Source organism: Arsenophonus nasoniae (assembly GCF_004768525.1).
In the GTDB taxonomy this organism is placed as follows: domain Bacteria; phylum Pseudomonadota; class Gammaproteobacteria; order Enterobacterales; family Enterobacteriaceae; genus Arsenophonus; species Arsenophonus nasoniae.
The window spans coordinates 964,404-984,221 of the sequence record NZ_CP038613.1 but is presented as its reverse complement, the minus strand read 5'-3'; the positions used below and the strand labels follow the sequence as shown (position 1 = coordinate 984,221).

At 37.8% G+C, this 19,818-nt stretch carries 15 protein-coding genes, 2 tRNA genes and 1 pseudogene; 2 read left to right on the top strand and 16 right to left on the bottom strand.

The window, feature by feature from the left end:
• Both rpsP and ffh read right to left on the bottom strand, forming a co-directional pair.
• Complete coding sequence (gene rpsP / locus ArsFIN_RS04650; RefSeq protein ID WP_026822677.1) at positions 1-249, bottom strand: 30S ribosomal protein S16; 249 nt, start codon at positions 247-249, stop codon at positions 1-3.
• A gap of 139 nt (positions 250-388) precedes the next feature.
• A complete protein-coding gene (gene ffh / locus ArsFIN_RS04645) occupies positions 389-1,750 on the bottom strand; it encodes a signal recognition particle protein (protein ID WP_026822678.1) in 1,362 nt (453 codons plus the stop codon).
• A 177-nt stretch (positions 1,751-1,927) separates the two neighbouring features.
• On the opposite strand from ffh, the gene ArsFIN_RS04640 reads away from it, so the two are divergent.
• Both ArsFIN_RS04640 and ArsFIN_RS04635 read left to right on the top strand, forming a co-directional pair.
• Positions 1,928-2,716: a cytochrome C assembly family protein gene (locus tag ArsFIN_RS04640; RefSeq protein ID WP_026822679.1), complete on the top strand. Its 789-nt coding sequence runs from the start codon at positions 1,928-1,930 to the stop codon at positions 2,714-2,716.
• A gap of 49 nt (positions 2,717-2,765) precedes the next feature.
• Positions 2,766-4,058 carry an HlyC/CorC family transporter gene (locus tag ArsFIN_RS04635; protein ID WP_026822680.1) on the top strand — a complete coding sequence of 431 codons (1,293 nt, stop codon included), beginning with the start codon at positions 2,766-2,768 and terminating at the stop codon, positions 4,056-4,058.
• A gap of 30 nt (positions 4,059-4,088) precedes the next feature.
• On the opposite strand, the gene luxS is transcribed toward ArsFIN_RS04635, so the two are convergent.
• From luxS to crl, 14 genes and pseudogenes are all read right to left on the bottom strand, one after another.
• A complete protein-coding gene (gene luxS / locus ArsFIN_RS04630; RefSeq protein WP_026822681.1) occupies positions 4,089-4,613 on the bottom strand; it encodes an S-ribosylhomocysteine lyase in 525 nt (174 codons plus the stop codon).
• Positions 4,614-4,768: 155 nt separating this feature from the next.
• On the bottom strand, positions 4,769-6,328 hold the full coding sequence (gene gshA, locus ArsFIN_RS04625) for a glutamate--cysteine ligase (RefSeq protein ID WP_026822682.1): 1,560 nt from the start codon (positions 6,326-6,328) through the stop codon (positions 4,769-4,771).
• Positions 6,329-6,513: 185 nt separating this feature from the next.
• Positions 6,514-6,590 (bottom strand) — tRNA-Arg (locus ArsFIN_RS04620).
• A 10-nt stretch (positions 6,591-6,600) separates the two neighbouring features.
• Positions 6,601-6,693: transfer RNA gene (locus tag ArsFIN_RS04615), tRNA-Ser, on the bottom strand.
• A gap of 563 nt (positions 6,694-7,256) precedes the next feature.
• Positions 7,257-7,442 (bottom strand): carbon storage regulator CsrA, encoded by a 186-nt coding sequence (gene csrA / locus ArsFIN_RS04610; RefSeq protein WP_026822683.1) that lies wholly within the window; start codon positions 7,440-7,442, stop codon positions 7,257-7,259.
• Between the two features lie 222 nt (positions 7,443-7,664).
• Positions 7,665-10,298, bottom strand: a complete 2,634-nt coding sequence (alaS, locus tag ArsFIN_RS04605) for an alanine--tRNA ligase (RefSeq protein ID WP_034249548.1) — start codon at positions 10,296-10,298, stop codon at positions 7,665-7,667.
• Positions 10,299-11,059: 761 nt separating this feature from the next.
• Positions 11,060-12,130 carry a recombinase RecA gene (gene recA, locus ArsFIN_RS04600; protein ID WP_026822685.1) on the bottom strand — a complete coding sequence of 357 codons (1,071 nt, stop codon included), beginning with the start codon at positions 12,128-12,130 and terminating at the stop codon, positions 11,060-11,062.
• 106 nt (positions 12,131-12,236) lie between these two features.
• Positions 12,237-12,743, bottom strand: a complete 507-nt coding sequence (pncC, locus tag ArsFIN_RS04595) for a nicotinamide-nucleotide amidase (protein ID WP_026822686.1) — start codon at positions 12,741-12,743, stop codon at positions 12,237-12,239.
• The gene (lplT, locus tag ArsFIN_RS04590) at positions 12,740-13,960 is read right to left on the bottom strand and encodes a lysophospholipid transporter LplT (RefSeq protein ID WP_026822687.1); all 1,221 of its coding nucleotides are present in this window, start codon (positions 13,958-13,960) and stop codon (positions 12,740-12,742) included. The genes pncC and lplT overlap by 4 nt, the downstream gene beginning before the upstream one ends.
• Positions 13,960-16,107: pseudogene (gene aas, locus ArsFIN_RS04585) on the bottom strand (bifunctional acyl-ACP--phospholipid O-acyltransferase/long-chain-fatty-acid--ACP ligase). The gene lplT and the pseudogene aas overlap by 1 nt, the downstream one beginning before the upstream one ends.
• 82 nt (positions 16,108-16,189) lie before the next feature.
• Positions 16,190-16,711, bottom strand: coding sequence for a shikimate kinase AroL (aroL, locus tag ArsFIN_RS04580; RefSeq protein WP_026822688.1), 522 nt, complete (start codon positions 16,709-16,711; stop codon positions 16,190-16,192).
• 159 nt (positions 16,712-16,870) lie between these two features.
• Positions 16,871-18,124: a glutamate-5-semialdehyde dehydrogenase gene (gene proA, locus ArsFIN_RS04575; RefSeq protein ID WP_026822689.1), complete on the bottom strand. Its 1,254-nt coding sequence runs from the start codon at positions 18,122-18,124 to the stop codon at positions 16,871-16,873.
• Complete coding sequence (gene proB, locus ArsFIN_RS04570; protein WP_034249551.1) at positions 18,124-19,230, bottom strand: glutamate 5-kinase; 1,107 nt, start codon at positions 19,228-19,230, stop codon at positions 18,124-18,126. Before proB ends, proA begins: the two co-directional genes overlap by 1 nt.
• Before the next feature lie 134 nt (positions 19,231-19,364).
• Positions 19,365-19,754: a sigma factor-binding protein Crl gene (gene crl, locus ArsFIN_RS04565; RefSeq protein WP_026822691.1), complete on the bottom strand. Its 390-nt coding sequence runs from the start codon at positions 19,752-19,754 to the stop codon at positions 19,365-19,367.
• Positions 19,755-19,818 lie beyond the last annotated feature (64 nt).

Below are 19,818 nucleotides of genomic sequence, written 5' to 3'. Positions count from 1 at the left end.
TTAAGCAGCTTTTTTTGCTTGTTTGATCAGTGTCGAAACACGATCAGAAACTGTTGCACCTAAACCAACCCAATGCTCTACACGATCTAAATCTAAACGCAATTCTTCCGCGTTACCTGATGCGATAGGGTTAAAAAAACCGATACGCTCAATAAAGCGACCATCACGTGCATTACGGCTATCAGTGACAACGATTTGATAAAATGGACGCTTCTTTGCGCCACCACGAGCTAAACGAATTGTTACCATAACATCCTCATTAGTTAACAAAACAACCAGACTCTATCGAGGAATAGAGTCTGGTTGTCATATAAAAAGCCCCAAGATTCTACTCTTTTTAAGATAAAAAGCAATCAAAAGTACGAATTGTTTATTTAATGCTTAGTTGTTAACCGCCAGGGAAACCCGGTGGCATCATACCTTTCATCCCGCGCATCATCTTAGCTAATCCGCCTTTTTTCATTTTCTTCATCATGCGTTGCATATCATCAAACTGCTTTAGTAGCCGGTTAATATCCTGTACCTGTGTGCCAGAACCAGCTGCAATGCGTCTCTTGCGTGATCCTTTAATAATTTCTGGTTTTTGTCGTTCTTTCGTGGTCATCGAACTAATAATCGCTTCCATTCTGACCAACATATTATCATCCATTTGTGATTTAACCGCATCAGGAACTTGGGATATACCTGGCATTTTACTTAGCATACTCGCCATACCACCCATATTGCGCATCTGTTTAAGCTGCTCAAGAAAATCATTTAGATCAAAACTATTCCCTTTTTTAAGTTTATTAGCAAGCTTCTCCGCCTTTTCACGGTCAACTTTGCTTTCTATCTCTTCAATCAGCGATAAGACATCGCCCATACCAAGGATACGAGAAGCAATCCTGTCAGGGTAAAAAGGCTCTAAGCCCTCGATTTTCTCCCCTATTCCCAAAAATTTAATGGGTTTACCGGTAATATGACGGATTGATAATGCGGCACCACCACGAGCATCACCATCAATTTTCGTTAATATGACACCGGTTAACGGCAATGTTTCATTAAAGGACTTAGCGGTATTAGCCGCATCTTGCCCGGTCATTGCATCAACAATAAATAGGGTTTCAATTGGATTAATGGCGCGATGGATCGCCTGAATTTCTTCCATCATGGCTTCATCAACATGTAGACGCCCAGCAGTATCGATGATTAGCACATCATAAAATTTTAATTTTGCATGTTGTAGCGCATTAGTCGCAATCTCAACAGGTTTCTCACTTGAGGTGGATGGAAAAAAATCAATTCCGACCGTTTGAGTGAGTGTTTCTAATTGCTTAATAGCAGCAGGACGATAAATATCAGCAGAAACGACTAAAACTTTTTTCTTCTGTTTTTCTTTTAATAATTTTCCTAATTTAGCCACAGTGGTAGTTTTACCCGCACCTTGCAAGCCAGCCATAAGAATAACGGCGGGCGGTTGTATGGCTAAATTTAAAGCGCTGTTCTCCTCACCCATCGCTTTAGTGAGCTCATTTTGCACAATTTTAACGAATTCTTGGCCTGGTGTTAGACTTTTATTGACATCTTGACCTACTGCACTTTCTTTTACCGATTGAATGAATTCGCGTACGACTGGCAAAGCAACATCAGCTTCTAATAGCGCCATGCGAACTTCACGTAATGTTTCTTTAATATTGTCTTCAGTCAATCTTCCACGGCCACTAATATTGCGCAATGTACGCGAAAGTCTGTCAGTTAAATTATCAAACATGTGCTTAACTCAATTCTGTTAAAGGGATCTGCTGTCAGTTAATTTTTTATTATAACACGATGATAATTCAATCTCTGCATCGAGTTTCATAAGAATAGTGATCAACAGTTGGAGGCAATGCTGGCAAACGCTATACTAACTTACTTACATTTAATAAATTAGCTAATTAATAACATTATGTCAGTATTCGCTATTATCGCCATTAGTTCCTATTTTTTGAGTGTGCTACTCATTATGCCAGGTTTAGCTGGTAAACAACAAATTTACGCCAGGCTGACACTCGTATTAGCGGTTATTGCTCTGGTAAGCCATGGTATCGCATTAAAAACATTGATCTTTGTTAGAGAAGGCCAGAACTTAACCTTGTTAAATTTAGGCTCTACCGTCAGTTTGTTAATCAGTATTATTATGACCATTGTTGCCTTTAATGGCCGCGCCTGGTTCCTATTACCGATCGTTTATAGTTTGTCTATTATCAACTTATTATTAGCAACCATTATGCCTGGTGAGTTTATCACCCACCTAGAAGCAAGTGTGACAACTTTTATTCATATCGGGCTAGCATTATTAGGCTATGCAACCCTGATTATTGCCGCTTTATATGCACTACAATTAGGTTTATTAGATTATCAATTAAAAAATAAAAAATTAATATTTACACCGGATATACCACCATTAATGGTTATTGAGCGTAAAATGTTTCACATTATCCAAGTTGGGGTCATTTTACTAACCCTTACCCTCGGGACAGGAATGATTTTTATGGATAATGTTTTTAATAAAGAAAACATCCATAAAGCTATTTTATCCATTTGTGCTTGGGTAATTTACCTTATTTTGTTATGGGGTCACTTTCATCACGGATGGCGCGGTAGAAGGGTAATCGTTTTTAATCTGATTGGCGCATTCATTTTAACATTGGCTTTTTTTGGTAATCGATTGCTACTTCATGTAGTAACCATTTAATTTTTAGATTAATTTACAATTAACTGATGAACAACATAGGAATTTTACCTTGGAGCAAGTCTCAACCAGTACTTTAATCATCATACTTATTGTCATGATTATTTTATCAGCCTATTTTTCTGCCTCTGAAACAGGAATGATGACACTTAATCGATATCGATTGCGTCATTTAGCCAAACATGGCCATCAAGCTGCTCGCCGCGTTCAATCATTATTGAAACAGCCAGATCGCTTAATCAGTCTTATTTTGATTGGTAATAATCTGATTAATATTTTAGCCTCATCGCTAGCAACCATTGTCGGAATGAGACTTTACGGCGATGTTGGGGTTGCTATTGCTACTGGTATCTTAACTTTTGTGATCCTGGTTTTTGCTGAAGTGTTACCCAAAACCATGGCGGCACTCTATCCAGAAAAAGTGGCTTTCCCTAGTAGTATTCTCCTTAAACCACTACAGAAATTGATGTTACCCGTAGTTTGGTTATTTAACACTATTACCCTAATGTTCATGCATTTCTTTGGTATTAAATCACCCATTATCAGTAGCGATGCGATTAGCAAGGATGAATTGCGTACGATTGTTAATGAATCCAAAAGTAAACTTTCTCGCCGTAATCAGGATATGTTGATCTCAATCTTAGATTTAGAAAAAGTTACCGTCGGCGACATTATGGTTCCTCGCAATGAAATCGTTGGGATTGACGTTAATACCGAATGGAAATCGATTATCCGCCAATTAACACACTCGCCACACGGCCGAATTGTCCTTTACCGAGATACCCTTGATGATATTATCGGTATGTTGCGCGTGCGTGAAGCTTATCGACTGATGGTCGAAAAGAAAGAATTTAACAAGCAAAACTTAATCAGAGCGGCTGATAAGATTTATTTTATTCCAGAGAGTACGCCATTAAATATACAACTAATAAAATTTCAACGTAATAATGAAAAAGTAGGGATTATTGTTGATGAATATGGTGATATTCAAGGACTGGTAACGGTAGAAGATATTCTTGAAGAGATAGTTGGTGATTTTACTACCTCAATGTCGCCCAGTTTAGCCGAGGAAGTTTTACCACAAACCGATGGGTCTGTATTAATTGATGGTACTGCTAATATACGAGAAATCAATAAAGCTTTTGATTGGCACTTACCTGTTGACGGCGCTAGGACTATTAATGGTTTGTTATTAGAAGAGCTGGGTGACATTCCCATGCTAAATACTGAAATCCTGATAGGTAAGTACCGTTTTGAAGTATTAGCTATAAATGGTAACGTGATCAAACAAGTTAGAGCAATGCCGATTGACTTACCCTTTACGACAGGACGAAAATCATCATAGCTATCGTTTTAGCCCCTTTTACTTTTTATACTAGGCTATTTTAGATGATAACTGAGTTAATTTTTCTTTCGATAACATCAGTTCGCTATTTTTATTAACAACAATGCCACTTTCAATCACATTGCGAGCAATTTGCTGCGCTTCAGCTAAAGAGTGCATTTCATAAGTACCACACTGATATTTATTTAACTCAGGTATTTGATTTTGAGACGTAATCTTAAGTACATCTTGCATGGCAATTTTCCAAGCATCAGCAACACATTGCTCATTAGGTTGGCCTAGTAAACTCATATAAAATCCTGTACGACATCCCATCGGTGAGATATCAATAATCTCTATATCGCTACTATTAAGGTGATCACGCATAAAGCCAGCAAATAAATGTTCTAATGTATGGATGCCTTTCTCCGTTAATAATTGTTTGTTTGGTACACAAAAACGTAGATCAAATACTGTGATCGTATCACCATGAGGAGTCTTCATAGTTTTAGCAATACGCACAGCAGGTGCTTTCATCTGGGTATGATCAACCATTACACTATCAAGTAGTGGCATTAATGTCGCCTCCAAAAAATTATTTTTTTTACAAAATAAATGGAACTTCACATCATATTGCAAGTCTTACTTAGGCAAGACGCGAAAATTGTTATCATCCTATTCTCTAAGAGATTTTATTTTGGCCACTTTAAAGTGGCCATTTTCTTTTATTCTCACCCTGCATGTTTCTGCAAGTAGCGCTCAAAACTTATTTTATCTGCTTGTTCAAGTGCTAATTGTTTGCGAACTGAGGCGTGACGAACATCAGTAAATTCATTAGCCGTTATCACTTCATAAGGTTCATTGCTTAATTGCTGATAATATCTTTTGGCTAACTGTAAGCCATATTGACTAATACTTTGTTCAATCATTGGGGATAATATTTGGCCAGAATAAGTAAGCTCTGGATTTTCAAACATTGCTATCAATTGAGAACAAATTTCACGATATCGGGTATTACCGCTAACATCTAACACATCAGCAACTCTAATTAAATCATCAAATAATATCTGCCCTACCTCTTTTAAGGGCCTCATTGATTCACCGCAACCAACACCGATTATTTGTCCAGGTTTACGACCTTCAAGGATTACTCTATTCCAATTCGTTCGACAACAATTCAACTCTTTTTCATCCATCATGGGTGCATCTGCTAACACACACCAGATTAAAAAGAGATCAAGAAAATGGATCTGAGCTTCATCAATACCAATGGCAGTAAATGGGTTAATATCCAAAGCTCTAACTTCAATATATTCGATTCCTCTTTTTAACAGTGCATCGGATGGCGACTCATCACCAATAAGTACTCGTTTGGGGCGAATCGGCGCATATAATTCATTTTCAATTTGTAAAATATTGGTATTCAGCTGCAAATGTTTGCCATCTTTATTGCATATCCCTAATTTTGTAAATTCGGGCGATGGCTGTTTTATCACTTGTTTAAGGCCAGTAATATAAGTCGATAGATCATTAAAGGTAATTTTCAGATCACTTTGGGATTTGTTGGTATATCCCAAATCACTCATTCGTAGCGATGTGGCATAAGGTAGATAGTAGGTTCCTTGAGCTGTCTTCTCAAAGGGAAGATTCCTGGCATTTCCGCGCAAAAAAGAACCACAAATTGCTGGCGACGCACCAAATAAATAGGGGATAACCCAACCAAAACGATAATAATTACGAATGAGTCTAAAATAACCAGCAGAAATTTTATCCTTACCACTTTCGGCATCGTTAATTCCAACCAACGCTTGCCAAAATTCAATCGGTAAAGAAAAATTATAATGAATTCCTGCAATTGTTTGCATTAACGCACCGTAACGATTCTTTAATCCTTCCCGATATAAAGTTTTAAAACGGCCAATATTAGAAACACCATATTGAGCAAGTTTAATGTTATCTTGGCGCTCTATAAAACAAGGCATACTTAAGGGCCACATCAATTCATGATCAAGATGACGGGCTGTATAACGATGTAAATCTCTTAAAAATGCCAGAACGTGTCCAATATTATTATCAACTGGGGTAATCAATTCCAACAAAGCTTCAGCGAAGTCAGTCGTGATCCATGGATGGGTTAACGCTTTCCCTAAACTATCAGGGTGCGGTGATTTAGCTAATTCGCCTGCTGGTGTAATTCTCAATGTTTCACGTTCAATACCTCGACGAAGACCCTGTAAAATATTAGGCCGTGCCTCTAACCATGATAGCGCTTTTGATACATTCGGGATCAAATCGACCTCCCGTTATCCGTTCGTTATTTTTACTTTTAGAAAAGTTACTTTAGCGTAAATAACTAGAATTGTCGCCGTCTAGTTCATCTAGAGCAAATGACTAAAGTAATAGGTTATTTTATTAATAAACATATTTTAATTATAAAACAAAAAACCCTGTCGTTGATTGACAGGGTTTTATTATATGGCGCATCCAGAAGGATTCGAACCTCCGACCGCTCGGTTCGTAGCCGAGTACTCTATCCAGCTGAGCTATGGATGCACTATCAAAATGGCGGTGAGGGAGGGATTCGAACCCTCGATGCAGCTATTAACCGCATACTCCCTTAGCAGGGGAGCGCCTTCAGCCTCTCGGCCACCTCACCATCGAATAGCAACGAGACAATATTGAACCATCTCTCTGTTGCGTGGCGCTCATATTACTTTCCCAGACTTAGAAGTCAAACAATTTTTCCAATCTTTTTACGTTCTTTCGTTCGTTTGCACATTTCACAATCAAGATGAGTAGTTTAACAACGAAATAAAACAATATGGCATTTTATATTCACCAATAAAAAACGTCGAAGTTGGAAGATTAGCAGAAAAAAACAGATCAAAAGTAAGTTCTTATCCTTCAATAAAAGAAACTATTCTAGAGTAGAATAGTTAACCTAAGTATTTCCTTTTTATAAACTTATGATAGCTAATAACTTAATGATTTATTTATAAGCATTTTAAAATGTGTTGGCATCTAACAATTAAAATCCAGTGTTTTATTAATAAATGTAAAAAAATACTAAAAAAAAGACATTTTTTACAATTTATGTAATTGATTTTATAGGATACTAAGCTTGAAAAAATACAGTCATAAAATAGACGGCAATAAGAAACAGCGCTCATTCCATAAATATAATTAACATATACCTAAGAATGAACGCTTTACTAAAAATTACTGATTATTGGGCTGGCTTTTTTCAGCTTGGATCCGTTGATAAATTTCTTCACGGTGAACAGAAACCTCTTTGGGTGCATTAACCCCTATACGTACCTGGTTGCCTTTTACACCCAGCACCGTTACTGTTACCTCATCGCCTATCATGAGCGTTTCACCAACTCGACGAGTCAGAATAAGCATTCTTTGCTCCTTGAAAATTAAAAAGAGTCGGGTCTCTAGGTTTCCCCGCTATTATCCATCACACACCGTGAAAACGTAAAGCAATGATATTCACCTAAAGTATTTAACCTAAAGCAATCATCATACTAATATTGTAGCTAAAAATATAATTTTGTACTTAGGTCATTTAAAAACAATCCGTTAAAGGTTGCATAATTAAGTTATGCAACCTTCATGGTTAACTCAAGTCAAGTGTGAATTAACCCACTCTTCAACTGATGCTAATGCAGCAGGAAGTGCTGTTATATTAGAGCCGCCGGCCTGAGCCATGTCAGGGCGACCACCCCCTTTTCCGCCTACTTGCTGCGCAACAAATGAAATTAAATCACCAGCCTTTATTTTAGCAGTCAAATCATTGGTTACACCAACAATTAGACTGACTTTATCATTACTTATAGTAGAAAGCACAATAATTGCTGATTTTAATTGATTTTTTAAGTCATCAACAATGATACGTAGCTGTTTAGGTTCAGTGTTATTTAATTGAGTAACTAATAAATTTACACCGTTAATTTTTTTAACTTTTTGACTTAAAGAAACGCTTTCTTGCGCTGCTTGTTGCCCTTTTAGTTGATTTAACGACCTTTCTAATAGCTTAACTTTATCTAATGTCGCTTTAATTTTTTCCATTAGACTATCAGCATCACCTTTCATTAATTGGCCAATCTCTGCCAATAACTGAGATTGCAGGTGAAGGTCATCTATAGCAGCTTGACCGGTTATTGCTTCAATCCGACGAATTCCTGCTGCCGTACCCGATTCGCTTTTAATGCGAAATAATCCTATATCGCCTGTCCGATTGGCATGAGTACCACCGCACAACTCAATAGAAAAATCCCCGATACTAAGAACACGTACCTTGGCATCATATTTTTCACCAAAAAGTGCCATCGCGCCTTTTTCTTTTGCCGCATCTAAATCCATTAATGTCGTTATAATAGGGTCATTTTTACGAATTTGACAATTTACGATATCTTCAATTTGGCGTATTTGCTTAGGCGTCATTGCGGCAAAATGAGAAAAATCAAACCGTAAATATTTCTCATTCACTAAAGATCCTTTTTGGCTAACATGCTCTCCCAATACATCACGCAAAGCTGCATGCAACAAATGGGTAGCAGAGTGATTGAGACGAATAGCATTACGACGTTCAATGTCAATTTTTGCTTCAACTGAATTATTTACCGTTATTGAGCCAGTTATCACCTTACCAAGATGTCCAATTGCTTGGGCGTATTTTTGTGTGTCAGACACAGCAAATTGGCCATGGCTATTGCTAAGTATGCCACTATCACCAACCTGACCACCTGACTCAGCATAAAAAGAGGTTTTATCCAGAATAATGATTCCTTCTTCGCCTTGATTTAATACATTGACAGACTTACCATGATGAAAAATAGCTATTACTGTAGCTTGTTGATTGTTATTTTCATAGCCTGAAAAATCACTATGACTATCTACTTTAATGACATCATTATAATCGGTCGCAAAGCCACTCGATTCCCGAGCTCGATATCTTTGCTGCTCCATCGCCGCATTAAAACCTGCCTCGTCGACCTTAATATTACGTTCACGGCAAACATCAGCAGTTAAATCAAATGGGAAACCATAAGTATCATAGAGGCGAAATGCGATTTCACCCGCTAAAGTATCCCCTTGTAATTGCGCTAATTCATCATCTAATAGTTGCAGTCCACGCGCTAAAGTACGAGCAAACTGTTCCTCTTCATTCTTCAATGTTTTTTCAATTGTTGCTTGGTGAGATTTTAGTTCATCAGCTGTGTCACCCATTACCTGAATCAATGGTGCAACTAATTTATAGAAAAAGGTCTCTTTCGCTCCTAACATATATCCATGACGAACCGCTCGACGAATAATCCGACGCAATACATAACCACGTCCTTCATTAGCAGGAAATACACCATCACCAATAAGAAAAGCACTTGATCGAATATGATCAGCGATGACGCGTAATGATTTATTATTCAGATCCGATAAAGCGACCGCTTTAGCAATAGAAGCAATTAATTGACGAAATAAATCAATTTCATAATTTGAGTTAACATGTTGTAATACAGCAGCAATACGTTCAAGCCCCATACCGGTATCAACAGAAGGCGTTGGAAGTGCCTTTAAACTGCCATCAGACTGGCGGTTAAATTGCATGAAAACAATATTCCAGATTTCAATATAGCGATCACCATCCTCTTCAGGTGAACCTGGCGGTCCGCCTAAAATATGTTCACCATGATCATAAAAGATTTCTGTGCAAGGACCGCAAGGACCGGTATCGCCCATTTGCCAGAAGTTGTCAGAAGCATAAGGAGCACCTTTATTATCACCTATCCGAATAATACGTTCGATAGGAATACCAATTTCTTGCTGCCAAATCTTATAAGCTGCCTCATCAGTGTGATAAACGGTAACCCAAAGCCGCTCTTTTGGTAAATTAAACCACTGCTCACTTGTCAGTAGTTCCCAGGCATATTTTATTGCATCCTGTTTAAAATAGTCACCAAAGCTAAAATTACCTAACATTTCAAAAAAAGTATGATGGCGGGCAGTATAACCAACATTCTCTAAATCATTATGTTTGCCTCCTGCACGCACACAACGTTGCGCAGTTGTTGCTCGAGAATACGCTCTTTTATCCAATCCCAAAAATACATCTTTAAATTGGTTCATGCCTGCATTAGTAAACAATAATGTCGGGTCATTATTTGGTACTAATGAACTACTAGGTACAATTTCGTGCCCTTTAGTATGAAAAAAGTCGAGAAACGCTTGACGGATCTCAGCGGTGCTTTTACTACTCATAATTATCCTGAAATCAAGCTGGAAAAACAGATTTATGACTTGATGTGATAAACGCTTTTTTATCATCAACCAAGTTACCGGCGGCGTTTTTACCTAGCAAACCTGAGAAATCCTTAAATTGTTTTATGACTAAATCGGTGACAAGGATCTACTAACTGATGTGTATTAATACATCGCTCAAATGTCCAGGTTTTATAGGTACACCTTTCCCTAAATATATCGTTTTCTAACTAACACAACAACGACTAGTCTGGTTAGTTTAACACAAAAAGATTTAATTATTATGCAGTGAAACTAACACTACATTAACATTATTTCATTATATTTATTTTCCTATTATAGGAACAAAGCTGTTAAATTTTGTCTCCATCTACCTTTAGTAAAACAACTATCAATAGATAACCCCAGTGGCTAATTTCACTTAGTTTAAATTACTTATAAGCTATGAGTTATTAACTAAATAGAAGATTGAGAAAAACGATAGCGTAAGTCTAACACAAGTTAATCAAAAACTGCGCCTATATATATTAAGCCAATAATAACAATTTACTATATATAACAAAACAAAGCACTTTTTGTAAAAAATGAACTAATCATATTCATTAATTGCTAATAATATTGTAAATCCTGTGGCTATTTTATTAAAGTGTATTTCAAATCATAATTTAATCTAACTTATATTAATAACTAATTTATAATAAGCAAAAGGCTATATCCAAATCGAATATAGCCCATAGATTTAATCAATTTTATTTATTAAGTTAAAATTCTTCTGGTAATGAAGTTTCCTCTACCGCTTCTGTTACAAAATCAGAAGCAGCACTACTAAATTCACCAGCATGATTAAGCAGCATAGCACGTAATTTTTTATCTAATTCAGTGTAAATTTGCGGGCGTTCTTTCAAATAGACTGTCGCATTTGCTTTGCCTTGACCTATCTTCTCACCATTATAGCTGTACCAAGCGCCCGCTTTTTCAATCAATTTATATTTCACACCTAGATCGATAAGTTCACTATAGATGTTAATACCCTCTCCGTACAGGATTTGAAATTCTGCTTGTTTAAAAGGAGCCGCAACCTTATTTTTTACTACTTTAACGCGCGTTTCGCTACCAATAACTTCTTCACCATTTTTGACGGAACCAATACGTCGGATATCAAGGCGCACTGAAGCATAAAATTTTAACGCATTTCCACCGGTTGTTGTTTCAGGATTGCCAAACATAACGCCAATTTTCATTCGGATTTGATTAATAAAAATTAATAGCGTATTAGAATTTTTTAAATTTCCAGCTAACTTACGCATCGCTTGACTCATCATACGAGCAGCTAATCCCATATGTGAATCACCAATTTCACCTTCAATTTCAGCTTTTGGTGTTAAAGCCGCTACAGAATCAACAATAATAACATCTACCGCCCCAGACCGTGTTAAAGCATCACAAATCTCCAATGCTTGTTCACCTGTATCTGGCTGTGAGCAAAGTAAATTATCAATATCAACACCAAGTTTTTTGGCATAAATAGGATCTAAAGCGTGTTCTGCGTCAATAAAAGCACAAGTTTTACCTTCACGTTGAGCTGCAGCAATAACCTGTAATGTTAACGTCGTCTTACCGGAAGATTCTGGGCCATAAATTTCAACAATACGACCTAATGGCAAGCCTCCCGCACCTAAGGCAACATCAAGAGATAATGAACCGGTAGAGATAGTTTCTACATCCATAGAACGATCTTCACCTAAGCGCATAATTGATCCTTTACCAAATTGCTTTTCAATTTGACCCAATGCGGCAGCAAGTGCTTTCTGTTTGTTTTCATCAATAGCCATTGTTTAACTCCCCCGAGCAATGAAGTGAAGAATAATACTTCACTGCAGATAAGACGATTAGATATCGGTTGTTGATAATTATACTGTATAACCATCCAGTATCAAGTTAATTTTTAATTATTTCTTTCATTAATGTGGTCAGAGAAAATATCACAGCTTGGCGTCGGATCTGAATACGATCGCCTTTAAACAAGCAACAACGGGTTACCACCCTAGCGATAGAAAACGTCTTGCTAGCAAAACCAAACCAAACCGTACCAACCGGTTTCACCTCAGTACCGCCATCAGGGCCGGCAATACCGCTAACTGAAACCGCAAAATCAGCATTCGCTCGAACTAACGCTCTTTCTGCCATCTCTATGACAACTTGTTCACTAACAGCACCATATTTATGCAAGGTGTGTTGACTCACACCTAGCATATCATGCTTAGCTTCATTGCTATAAGTAACAAAACCTCGCTGAAAATAGGCAGAACTACCTGAAATATCAGTAATGACCTTAGCAATCCATCCGCCTGTACATGACTCTGCACAGGTTATTGTTTTACCCTGTTTCTTTAAGCTATTAGCCAGATTATTACTTAATTCGTAGAGCAACTGCTCACTATTCATTTTAGCCATTTTCCTTTTTCATACATCTTGCGATAAAGATACCAAATCCACAGGCTTCCGATTGCTATCGCAAAGGTTGTACCAAACACTATTCCTACAGTAATAATAGAAATACCTGCTTTGAGCGCTAATGAATAAAACCCTAAGATAAATAGCATGGTACTATTTTCACTTAAATTCTGGATAGCGACAGCATTACCCGCACCAATCGTCTGTTTACCTTTTTCTTGTAGCAGAGCATTAAGCGGAACAATAAATAAACCACCTAGGAGACCTAATATAATGAGGATTAAATAAGTAGATAAAAGATGTTGCTGCATTGACAAAATAATAATTATCACACCAATAAAGATCCCTACCGGCATACACCGACTAACTTTATTGAGGGTAATGACGTGTGCAGCCAATCCGGCACCAATGATGATACCAATTGCTACTACGCCATTAAGCAATGTGGGTGTAGTGTGATCGGTAATATTAAGTGCTATTGGCACCCAGAGCACTAATAAAAAACGTAGTGTTACACCGGCACCCCAAAAAAGACTGGTACCAATTAAAGAAAATCGTCCTTCATTATCACGCCAAAGAGTTTTAAATAGACAGATAAAATTGAAAATTAACTGGCGAAAAACCCACTTCTGTTTACTTTTAGCCGGCATTAATCGAGGAATATATAAATTAATTACCACAGCTGTTGCATAAAACAGTACACACATTGCTAAAGCAAATAACAGATTAATATCGGAAAAAAACCCGCCCGCGATAGAACCAAATAAAATAGCCGCTATCGTCGAAGCTTCAATCAAACCATTCGCCTTAACTAAATTATTGCTCGTCGTGATCTCACCTAAAATACCATATTTTGCTGGTGAGTAAGCTGCGGCTCCAATGCCAACTAAACCATAGCAGAGAAAAGGATCTAATCCTAACAGAATGCTGATCGCCCCAATCAACTTACTAATATTAGCCAATAACATGACTCGACCTTTAGCAAAACAATCGGCTATTTGCCCCACAAAAGGTGCTAATATGATATAAGTAAAAACAAACACCACTTGTAAGATAGGTTGAGTCCAATCGGGATAAAGCGCAGCTTTGAGTTGCGCTAAAATAACAAATAATAGGGCATTATCAACAAAAGCAGAAAAAAATTGAGATAAAAGCAGCGCTTTCATCCCTCTTGTTAATAGCGGCGACGATATTACCGAATCATTCATCAAGATTCCTCTTGCGCGATTTTTTTTAACGCCACAAAATCAGGTTTTCCACTGCCAAGTACAGGAAATATTTTTAGGTAGCGAATATCTCTGGGTACCGCTAACTCAGGTAATCCTTTTTCTTTTGCCGCCGCCAATAATTGACGACGATCTAATGTGTTATCGGTGGTATATAAGATCAGGCTTTCGCCTTTATTATTGGTGGTTTTGATCACGACGCCATGCTGAGCATGAGGTGATATACTGCCAACCAGATGCTCGACGGTTTCTAGTGAAACCATTTCGCCCGCTAGTTTTGCAAAACGTTTTGCCCTACCGCGAATGACTCAATAATCGTCATTATCAAATTCAACAATATTACCGGTATCATACCATCCCTTCTCATTCTCTCCTTGGCTATTTTCTGCATGAGGCAACTCTAAACGATTGGGATCTTCAACGCGTAAATAGCCTTTCATGACATTTGGGCCACGTAACTGTAAACGGCCGGCTTGCTTAATACCTGGTACCGGCAGTAGTCTGGTTTCTATACCAGGTAAAATTTGACCAACAGTATCAACTTTAGCTGCCATCGGAACATTAATGGATACAATAGGGGCACATTCGGTTACACCATAACCTTCAAGTATTCGGATACCGAATTTGTCGAACCAAATTTTTTTTGTGCTTTCAATAAGTTTTTCAGCTCCAGCAACAACATAACGCACGCGCGCAAAATCGTAAGGATGGGCAAAACGGGCATAATGTGCCAGGAAAGTAGGAGTAGCGAAAAGTACCGTGCAATTTTTTTCATAGACCAACTCTGGGATCACCCGATAATGCAGTGGACTAGGATAAAGCAATACACGACTACCAGAAAAAATAGGAATAAATAAACCTACCGTCAGTCCAAAAGCATGGAAAAGAGGTAAAGCAGACATAAATCGATCTTTAGGCGTAAAATCAGCCACTGTTTTCACTTGCTCTACATTAGCTAATAAACTGGTATGGCTATGTACTACCCCTTTAGGCGTTCCTTCCGAGCCTGAGATAAAAAGGATCAATGCCGCATCATCCGGTTTTGCTGGTATAAGCGCTTTTTTGGGCAAGAGTAAGTAATAGAGGATCCATTTTTTATCTTGCCAGGTCAGGGAGTCTTGCAGATCTTCTAAATAAATCCAATTAACTTCAGTAACCTGTTCAGGCAAATGTGACAACTTACCTTTTTCAATAAACTGACGAGAACTAAAAATAGTCTTAATTGATGCCGCTTTGATAGCATTTTTTACTCCATTGCTCCCAGCAGTATAATTCATCATGGCAGGGATCCGGCCACGCAATATTGATCCAAAAATTGTCGCCGCCGTCATTGTTGCATTTGGTAAAAGTAAGCCGATATGTTCATGCTGTTTGGTATAACGTTCAATAATACGCCCAACCGCTAAGATTTTCTTGAGAAAACTTTGATAACTGTCTTCTTTAAAACTAATATCTTCGATACAAGCAGTAAAACGGCCAAAACGTTTCATCGCATCCAAATAAGCTTCGATCAATGTTTGCTGGGGACGATTATGTAACCGAGCTTCCTTCATAATCTTATAAAGTTGTGCTCCCGCCAGCCGACGACGCTCTGCTACTCGTTTCGCCTCAGGCATGGTGATTTTTGTTGCTGGTAAAATCGTTAGTGTCATTTTAGGGAAATATTTGAGCTTAAAAATCCCTTTTAACCGACTGAAATAACTCAATTCAGGTCCATCAATTCTAATAGGAACAATTTTAGCTTCAGTTTTTGCCGCCACAAACGCAGCGCCATCATAAATTTTCATCAACGAACCATGAACGCTAATTCTTCCTTCAGGAAAAATGACGATTGGGCGCCCTTTTTCTATTTCTCTAACTAAAGTTCGAATGGCCATCGGATTAGCAGGATCAAGCGGAACAACATCGGCATAGGGTTTTAATAATTTAATAAAGCGTGGTGTGCCGATAGATGAATAAACAGCAAAAAGAGGGCGAATAGGTAAGAAGAGAGCGAGCAGGATCCCATCTAGAAAAGAGACATGATTAGGTGTTATTAAACATCGCTCATATTTTTTAAGTTTTATTTCACCAACCACTGTCACACGGAAAAAAAACTGGAATATTGCGCGCAATAGTTTTATCAGCATATCTCTTTCCTTACTCCTTAATGTTATTGATCATTTTAGAGTACATCTATCACCAAAGATGCCTTACATAGCAAAATTGAGATCATACAAAGTATTTTTTATCGTTTTGCAAAAAGCAGTCTATTTGGTGAACAATTTTTGTCGTAGGCAAAGCGGCATCAATAATGTAATCAGCGGTATCTAAATAGTAGCTTTCTCTTTCTTGCATGACTTCAACTATTTCTTCTGCTAAAGGTTTACCTGTTAATGTTGGTCGTTGCGAAGTTTCAGGATCAGCAGACAAACGGTTAATTAATACTTCTGATGGCACTTGTAAATAAATAATACAGCCATTTTTTTTCATAAAATCACGATTTTCTTTCAGTAAAATAATCCCGCCACCCGTTGATATCACTGAATTTGGCTGTTGTATTGATCGCAATATCCGGGATTCCAAATCACGAAAGCGAGGCCAACCATCTCGTTCAACTATCTCGGCAATACTTATTTTAGCATTCTGTTTAACTAACGAATCGGTATCAAAAAAATGACACATTCTAGATTCAGCTAACGTTTTTCCTACTGTTGTCTTCCCTGCACCTCTTGGTCCAATAAGATAAAGCATGTCAAGTTGTCCTAATCGATAATTTATTTAATTAGTCAGAATATATATGTCAGCTTACAAGCACGATTTAAAATTTACAAAAGTAAAAATCCTAAATTAACACGATTAAAATAAAGCCACACAACAACAGTGTGGCTTAAAAAATCGTGAAGTAATAACTCAAGAACGCATTAAATTATCGCCATAACCAATCCATTTATAGGTTGTTAATGCATCTAATCCCATTGGGCCTCGTGCATGGAGTTTTTGCGTACTTACCGCAACCTCCGCACCTAAACCAAATTGTCCACCATCAGTAAATCTTGTACTGGCATTAACATAAACCGCCGCAGAATCGACACACTGAACAAAATAATCAGCTTGTTGAATTGATTGGGTCAAAATAGCATCAGAATGGGCCGTTCCATAATCCCGGATATGGTTAATCGCGGCATCAATATCATTGACGATTTCAACGTTAACATCAAGCGATAACCATTCATCACGGTAATTCTCTTCCATCACTTCAACAACACTTGCCGGGCTCGATTTTAAATAGGACATTGCATGCCGACTGGCATGAAGTGTCACATTTTGCTCAGCCATTTTCTCAGCCAGAAGCGGTAGAAATGTAGCCGCAATATTTTTATGAACTAATAAAGTTTCTAATGAATTACAGGCACTTGGACGCTGCACCTTAGCATTCACAATGATGGGAAGTGCTTTGTCAAAATCAATATATTGATCGACGTAAATATGACAGACACCAATGCCGCCAGTAATCACTGGAATAGTTGATTGTTCACGGCATAGCTTATGTAATCCTGCACCACCACGCGGGATCAACATATCTACATAACGATCCATTTTCAGTAATTGTGTCACTAATTTTCTATCTGGATCGTCAATAGACTGAACCGCTGCCTGCGGAATAGCATTTTGTTGCAACGCTTGCTGAATAACTTTAACAATTGCTTGATTAGTCTGTGAGGTTTCTTTCCCACCACGTAAAATGACCGCATTACCTGTTTTCAAACATAACGAGGCAACATCGATCGTTACATTCGGCCGCGCTTCATAAATGACGCCAATCACGCCCAATGGGACACATCGCCGTTGTATATTTAAACCATTTTCTAATAAACTGCCATCGAGTATACGTCCAACTGGATCAGCTAATTGACATACCTTTCTTACATCATTTGCAATGGCATCTAATCGCTCGACAGTTAGCAATAGTCTGTCTTGCATAGCAGCATTCATATGGTTAACTTTTGCTGACACCATATCCTGAGCATTAGCGGCTAAAATTACATCGCTTTGTTGTTGCAGGCAATCTGCGATACCCATTAAGACATGATTTTTCTGTTTTGTGTTTAACCCTGCCAGGTACCATGAAGCTTTTTTAGCTGCTTTGCCTATTTCTTCCAACATCATTTACTCACTATCATATCGTCACGGTGAACGGCAACAGCACCATATTCATAACCCAAAATTTGATTAATTTCTTGCGAATGATGCCCTGCGATTAAGCGTAAAGCATCGCTATTATAATGAGTCACACCATGAGCTAAGTCGTTACCTAATAAATTAAGAATACGCACAACATCGCCGCGCGAAAAATTACCACTAATTTTCTTTATTCCTTTTGGTAATAATGAGCCGCCTTTTTGTTGGATAGCTAAAGCAGCTCCCTCATCAACAACAATTTCACCCGCCAAAGGTGCCCCAAAAATCCACCGTTTTCGATTTTCCATTGGCGTTTTTAAACAATGAAATTTTGTTCCTACCTGTTGACCTTCGAGCACATTTGCAATCACATTAGGCTTATCGCCGGCGGCAATAATGACTTCTATTCCCGCTCGACCAGCTATTCCTGCGGCTTGTAACTTTGTTGTCATTCCACCAGTGCCTAAACCGCTCACACTATCACCTGCAATGCATCTTAGTTCGTCATTAATATCATGAACTTCAGTGATCAATTGTGCATTTGGATTATGCCGAGGGTCTGCTGTATATAGTCCGTCAATATCCGTTAATAATAGTAACTTATCCGCATCAGCTAAAATTGCAACCAATGCCGATAAATTATCATTATCACCGACTTTAATTTCGGCCGTCGCAACGGCATCATTTTCATTGATAACCGGAATAATGCGGTTATCCAGTAACGCTTGTAATGTATCCCGTGCATTTAAAAAACGTTCTCGATCTTCAATGTCCGCCCGGGTTAATAACATCTGACCAATATGAATATCATAAATTGAAAACAATCGTTCCCAAAGCTGGATCAAATGACTTTGCCCAACCGCCGCGAGCAATTGTTTTGAGGCAATTGTCTCAGGTAATGTTGGATAACCTAAATGGGCTCGACCTGCAGTAATGGCGCCCGAGGTGACAATGACAATCTGGTGACCTTTTTCATATTGCAGTGCACATTGGCGCACTAATTCAACAATACGTGCCTGATTTAGACAAAGCGATCCACCTGTTAATACACTTGTACCTAGTTTTATCACCAAAGTTTGGCTGTTGTTTATCATGCTTCTGCTATTAACTCTCTATAACAATAAAAATTTAGTCATCAGTTTTATCAAGTAAGAAACGTTATGCCAACCGACATAACGCAATTTTAATGAAAAGTTGATTTTACAATAGCCGCAAACAATACAAACTATAAATTAATTGCAACCATTTTCGGGCAAGGGGTTAAAGTTAATTCCAATGTATTAAGTGAATCACTTAAACGTTTATGGAATTCTTGTAATGTATCTTCAAGCGACTTGATAATATTTGATTTATTAATTTCGATATGCTGCCAATTACCGGCTTTATCAAACATACCTAATTTATAATGATATACAAATCCGTTAAGTTCTCCTCTTAATTCCAACCACCACCCCCAAAATTCACGCTTTTCTGGAGCTGTTTTTGCATTAACACAAATAGCAAGACAGTCGAAAAAAAAGAGATCATCCTGACATAGAGATTCACGGAGATAAGGTCCTAACCTGGTAAAATGCTTCAATAATTTACTTTTAGAATAATTTGAAGTTAAAGCCATAATAAGGATCTCCTTGTTGTTAAGCTACCTTTTTAGCAAATAAGGAAAAATAATCAAGTAATCA

Coding starts and splice junctions, on each gene's coding strand:
- ArsFIN_RS04640 (WP_026822679.1), top strand. CDS start 1,928: ATGTCAGTATTCGCTATTATCGCCATTAGTTCCTATTTTTTGAGTGTG.
- proA (WP_026822689.1), bottom strand. CDS start 18,124: ATGTTGGAAGAAATAGGCAAAGCAGCTAAAAAAGCTTCATGGTACCTG.
- ffh (WP_026822678.1), bottom strand. CDS start 1,750: ATGTTTGATAATTTAACTGACAGACTTTCGCGTACATTGCGCAATATT.
- rpsP (WP_026822677.1), bottom strand. CDS start 249: ATGGTAACAATTCGTTTAGCTCGTGGTGGCGCAAAGAAGCGTCCATTT.
- recA (WP_026822685.1), bottom strand. CDS start 12,130: ATGGCTATTGATGAAAACAAACAGAAAGCACTTGCTGCCGCATTGGGT.
- luxS (WP_026822681.1), bottom strand. CDS start 4,613: ATGCCACTACTTGATAGTGTAATGGTTGATCATACCCAGATGAAAGCA.
- lplT (WP_026822687.1), bottom strand. CDS start 13,960: ATGAATGATTCGGTAATATCGTCGCCGCTATTAACAAGAGGGATGAAA.
- crl (WP_026822691.1), bottom strand. CDS start 19,754: ATGGCTTTAACTTCAAATTATTCTAAAAGTAAATTATTGAAGCATTTT.
- aroL (WP_026822688.1), bottom strand. CDS start 16,711: ATGCTTTATCTTATTGGACCAAGAGGTGCAGGGAAGACAACAGTAGGA.
- pncC (WP_026822686.1), bottom strand. CDS start 12,743: ATGAATAGTGAGCAGTTGCTCTACGAATTAAGTAATAATCTGGCTAAT.
- alaS (WP_034249548.1), bottom strand. CDS start 10,298: ATGAGTAGTAAAAGCACCGCTGAGATCCGTCAAGCGTTTCTCGACTTT.
- csrA (WP_026822683.1), bottom strand. CDS start 7,442: ATGCTTATTCTGACTCGTCGAGTTGGTGAAACGCTCATGATAGGCGAT.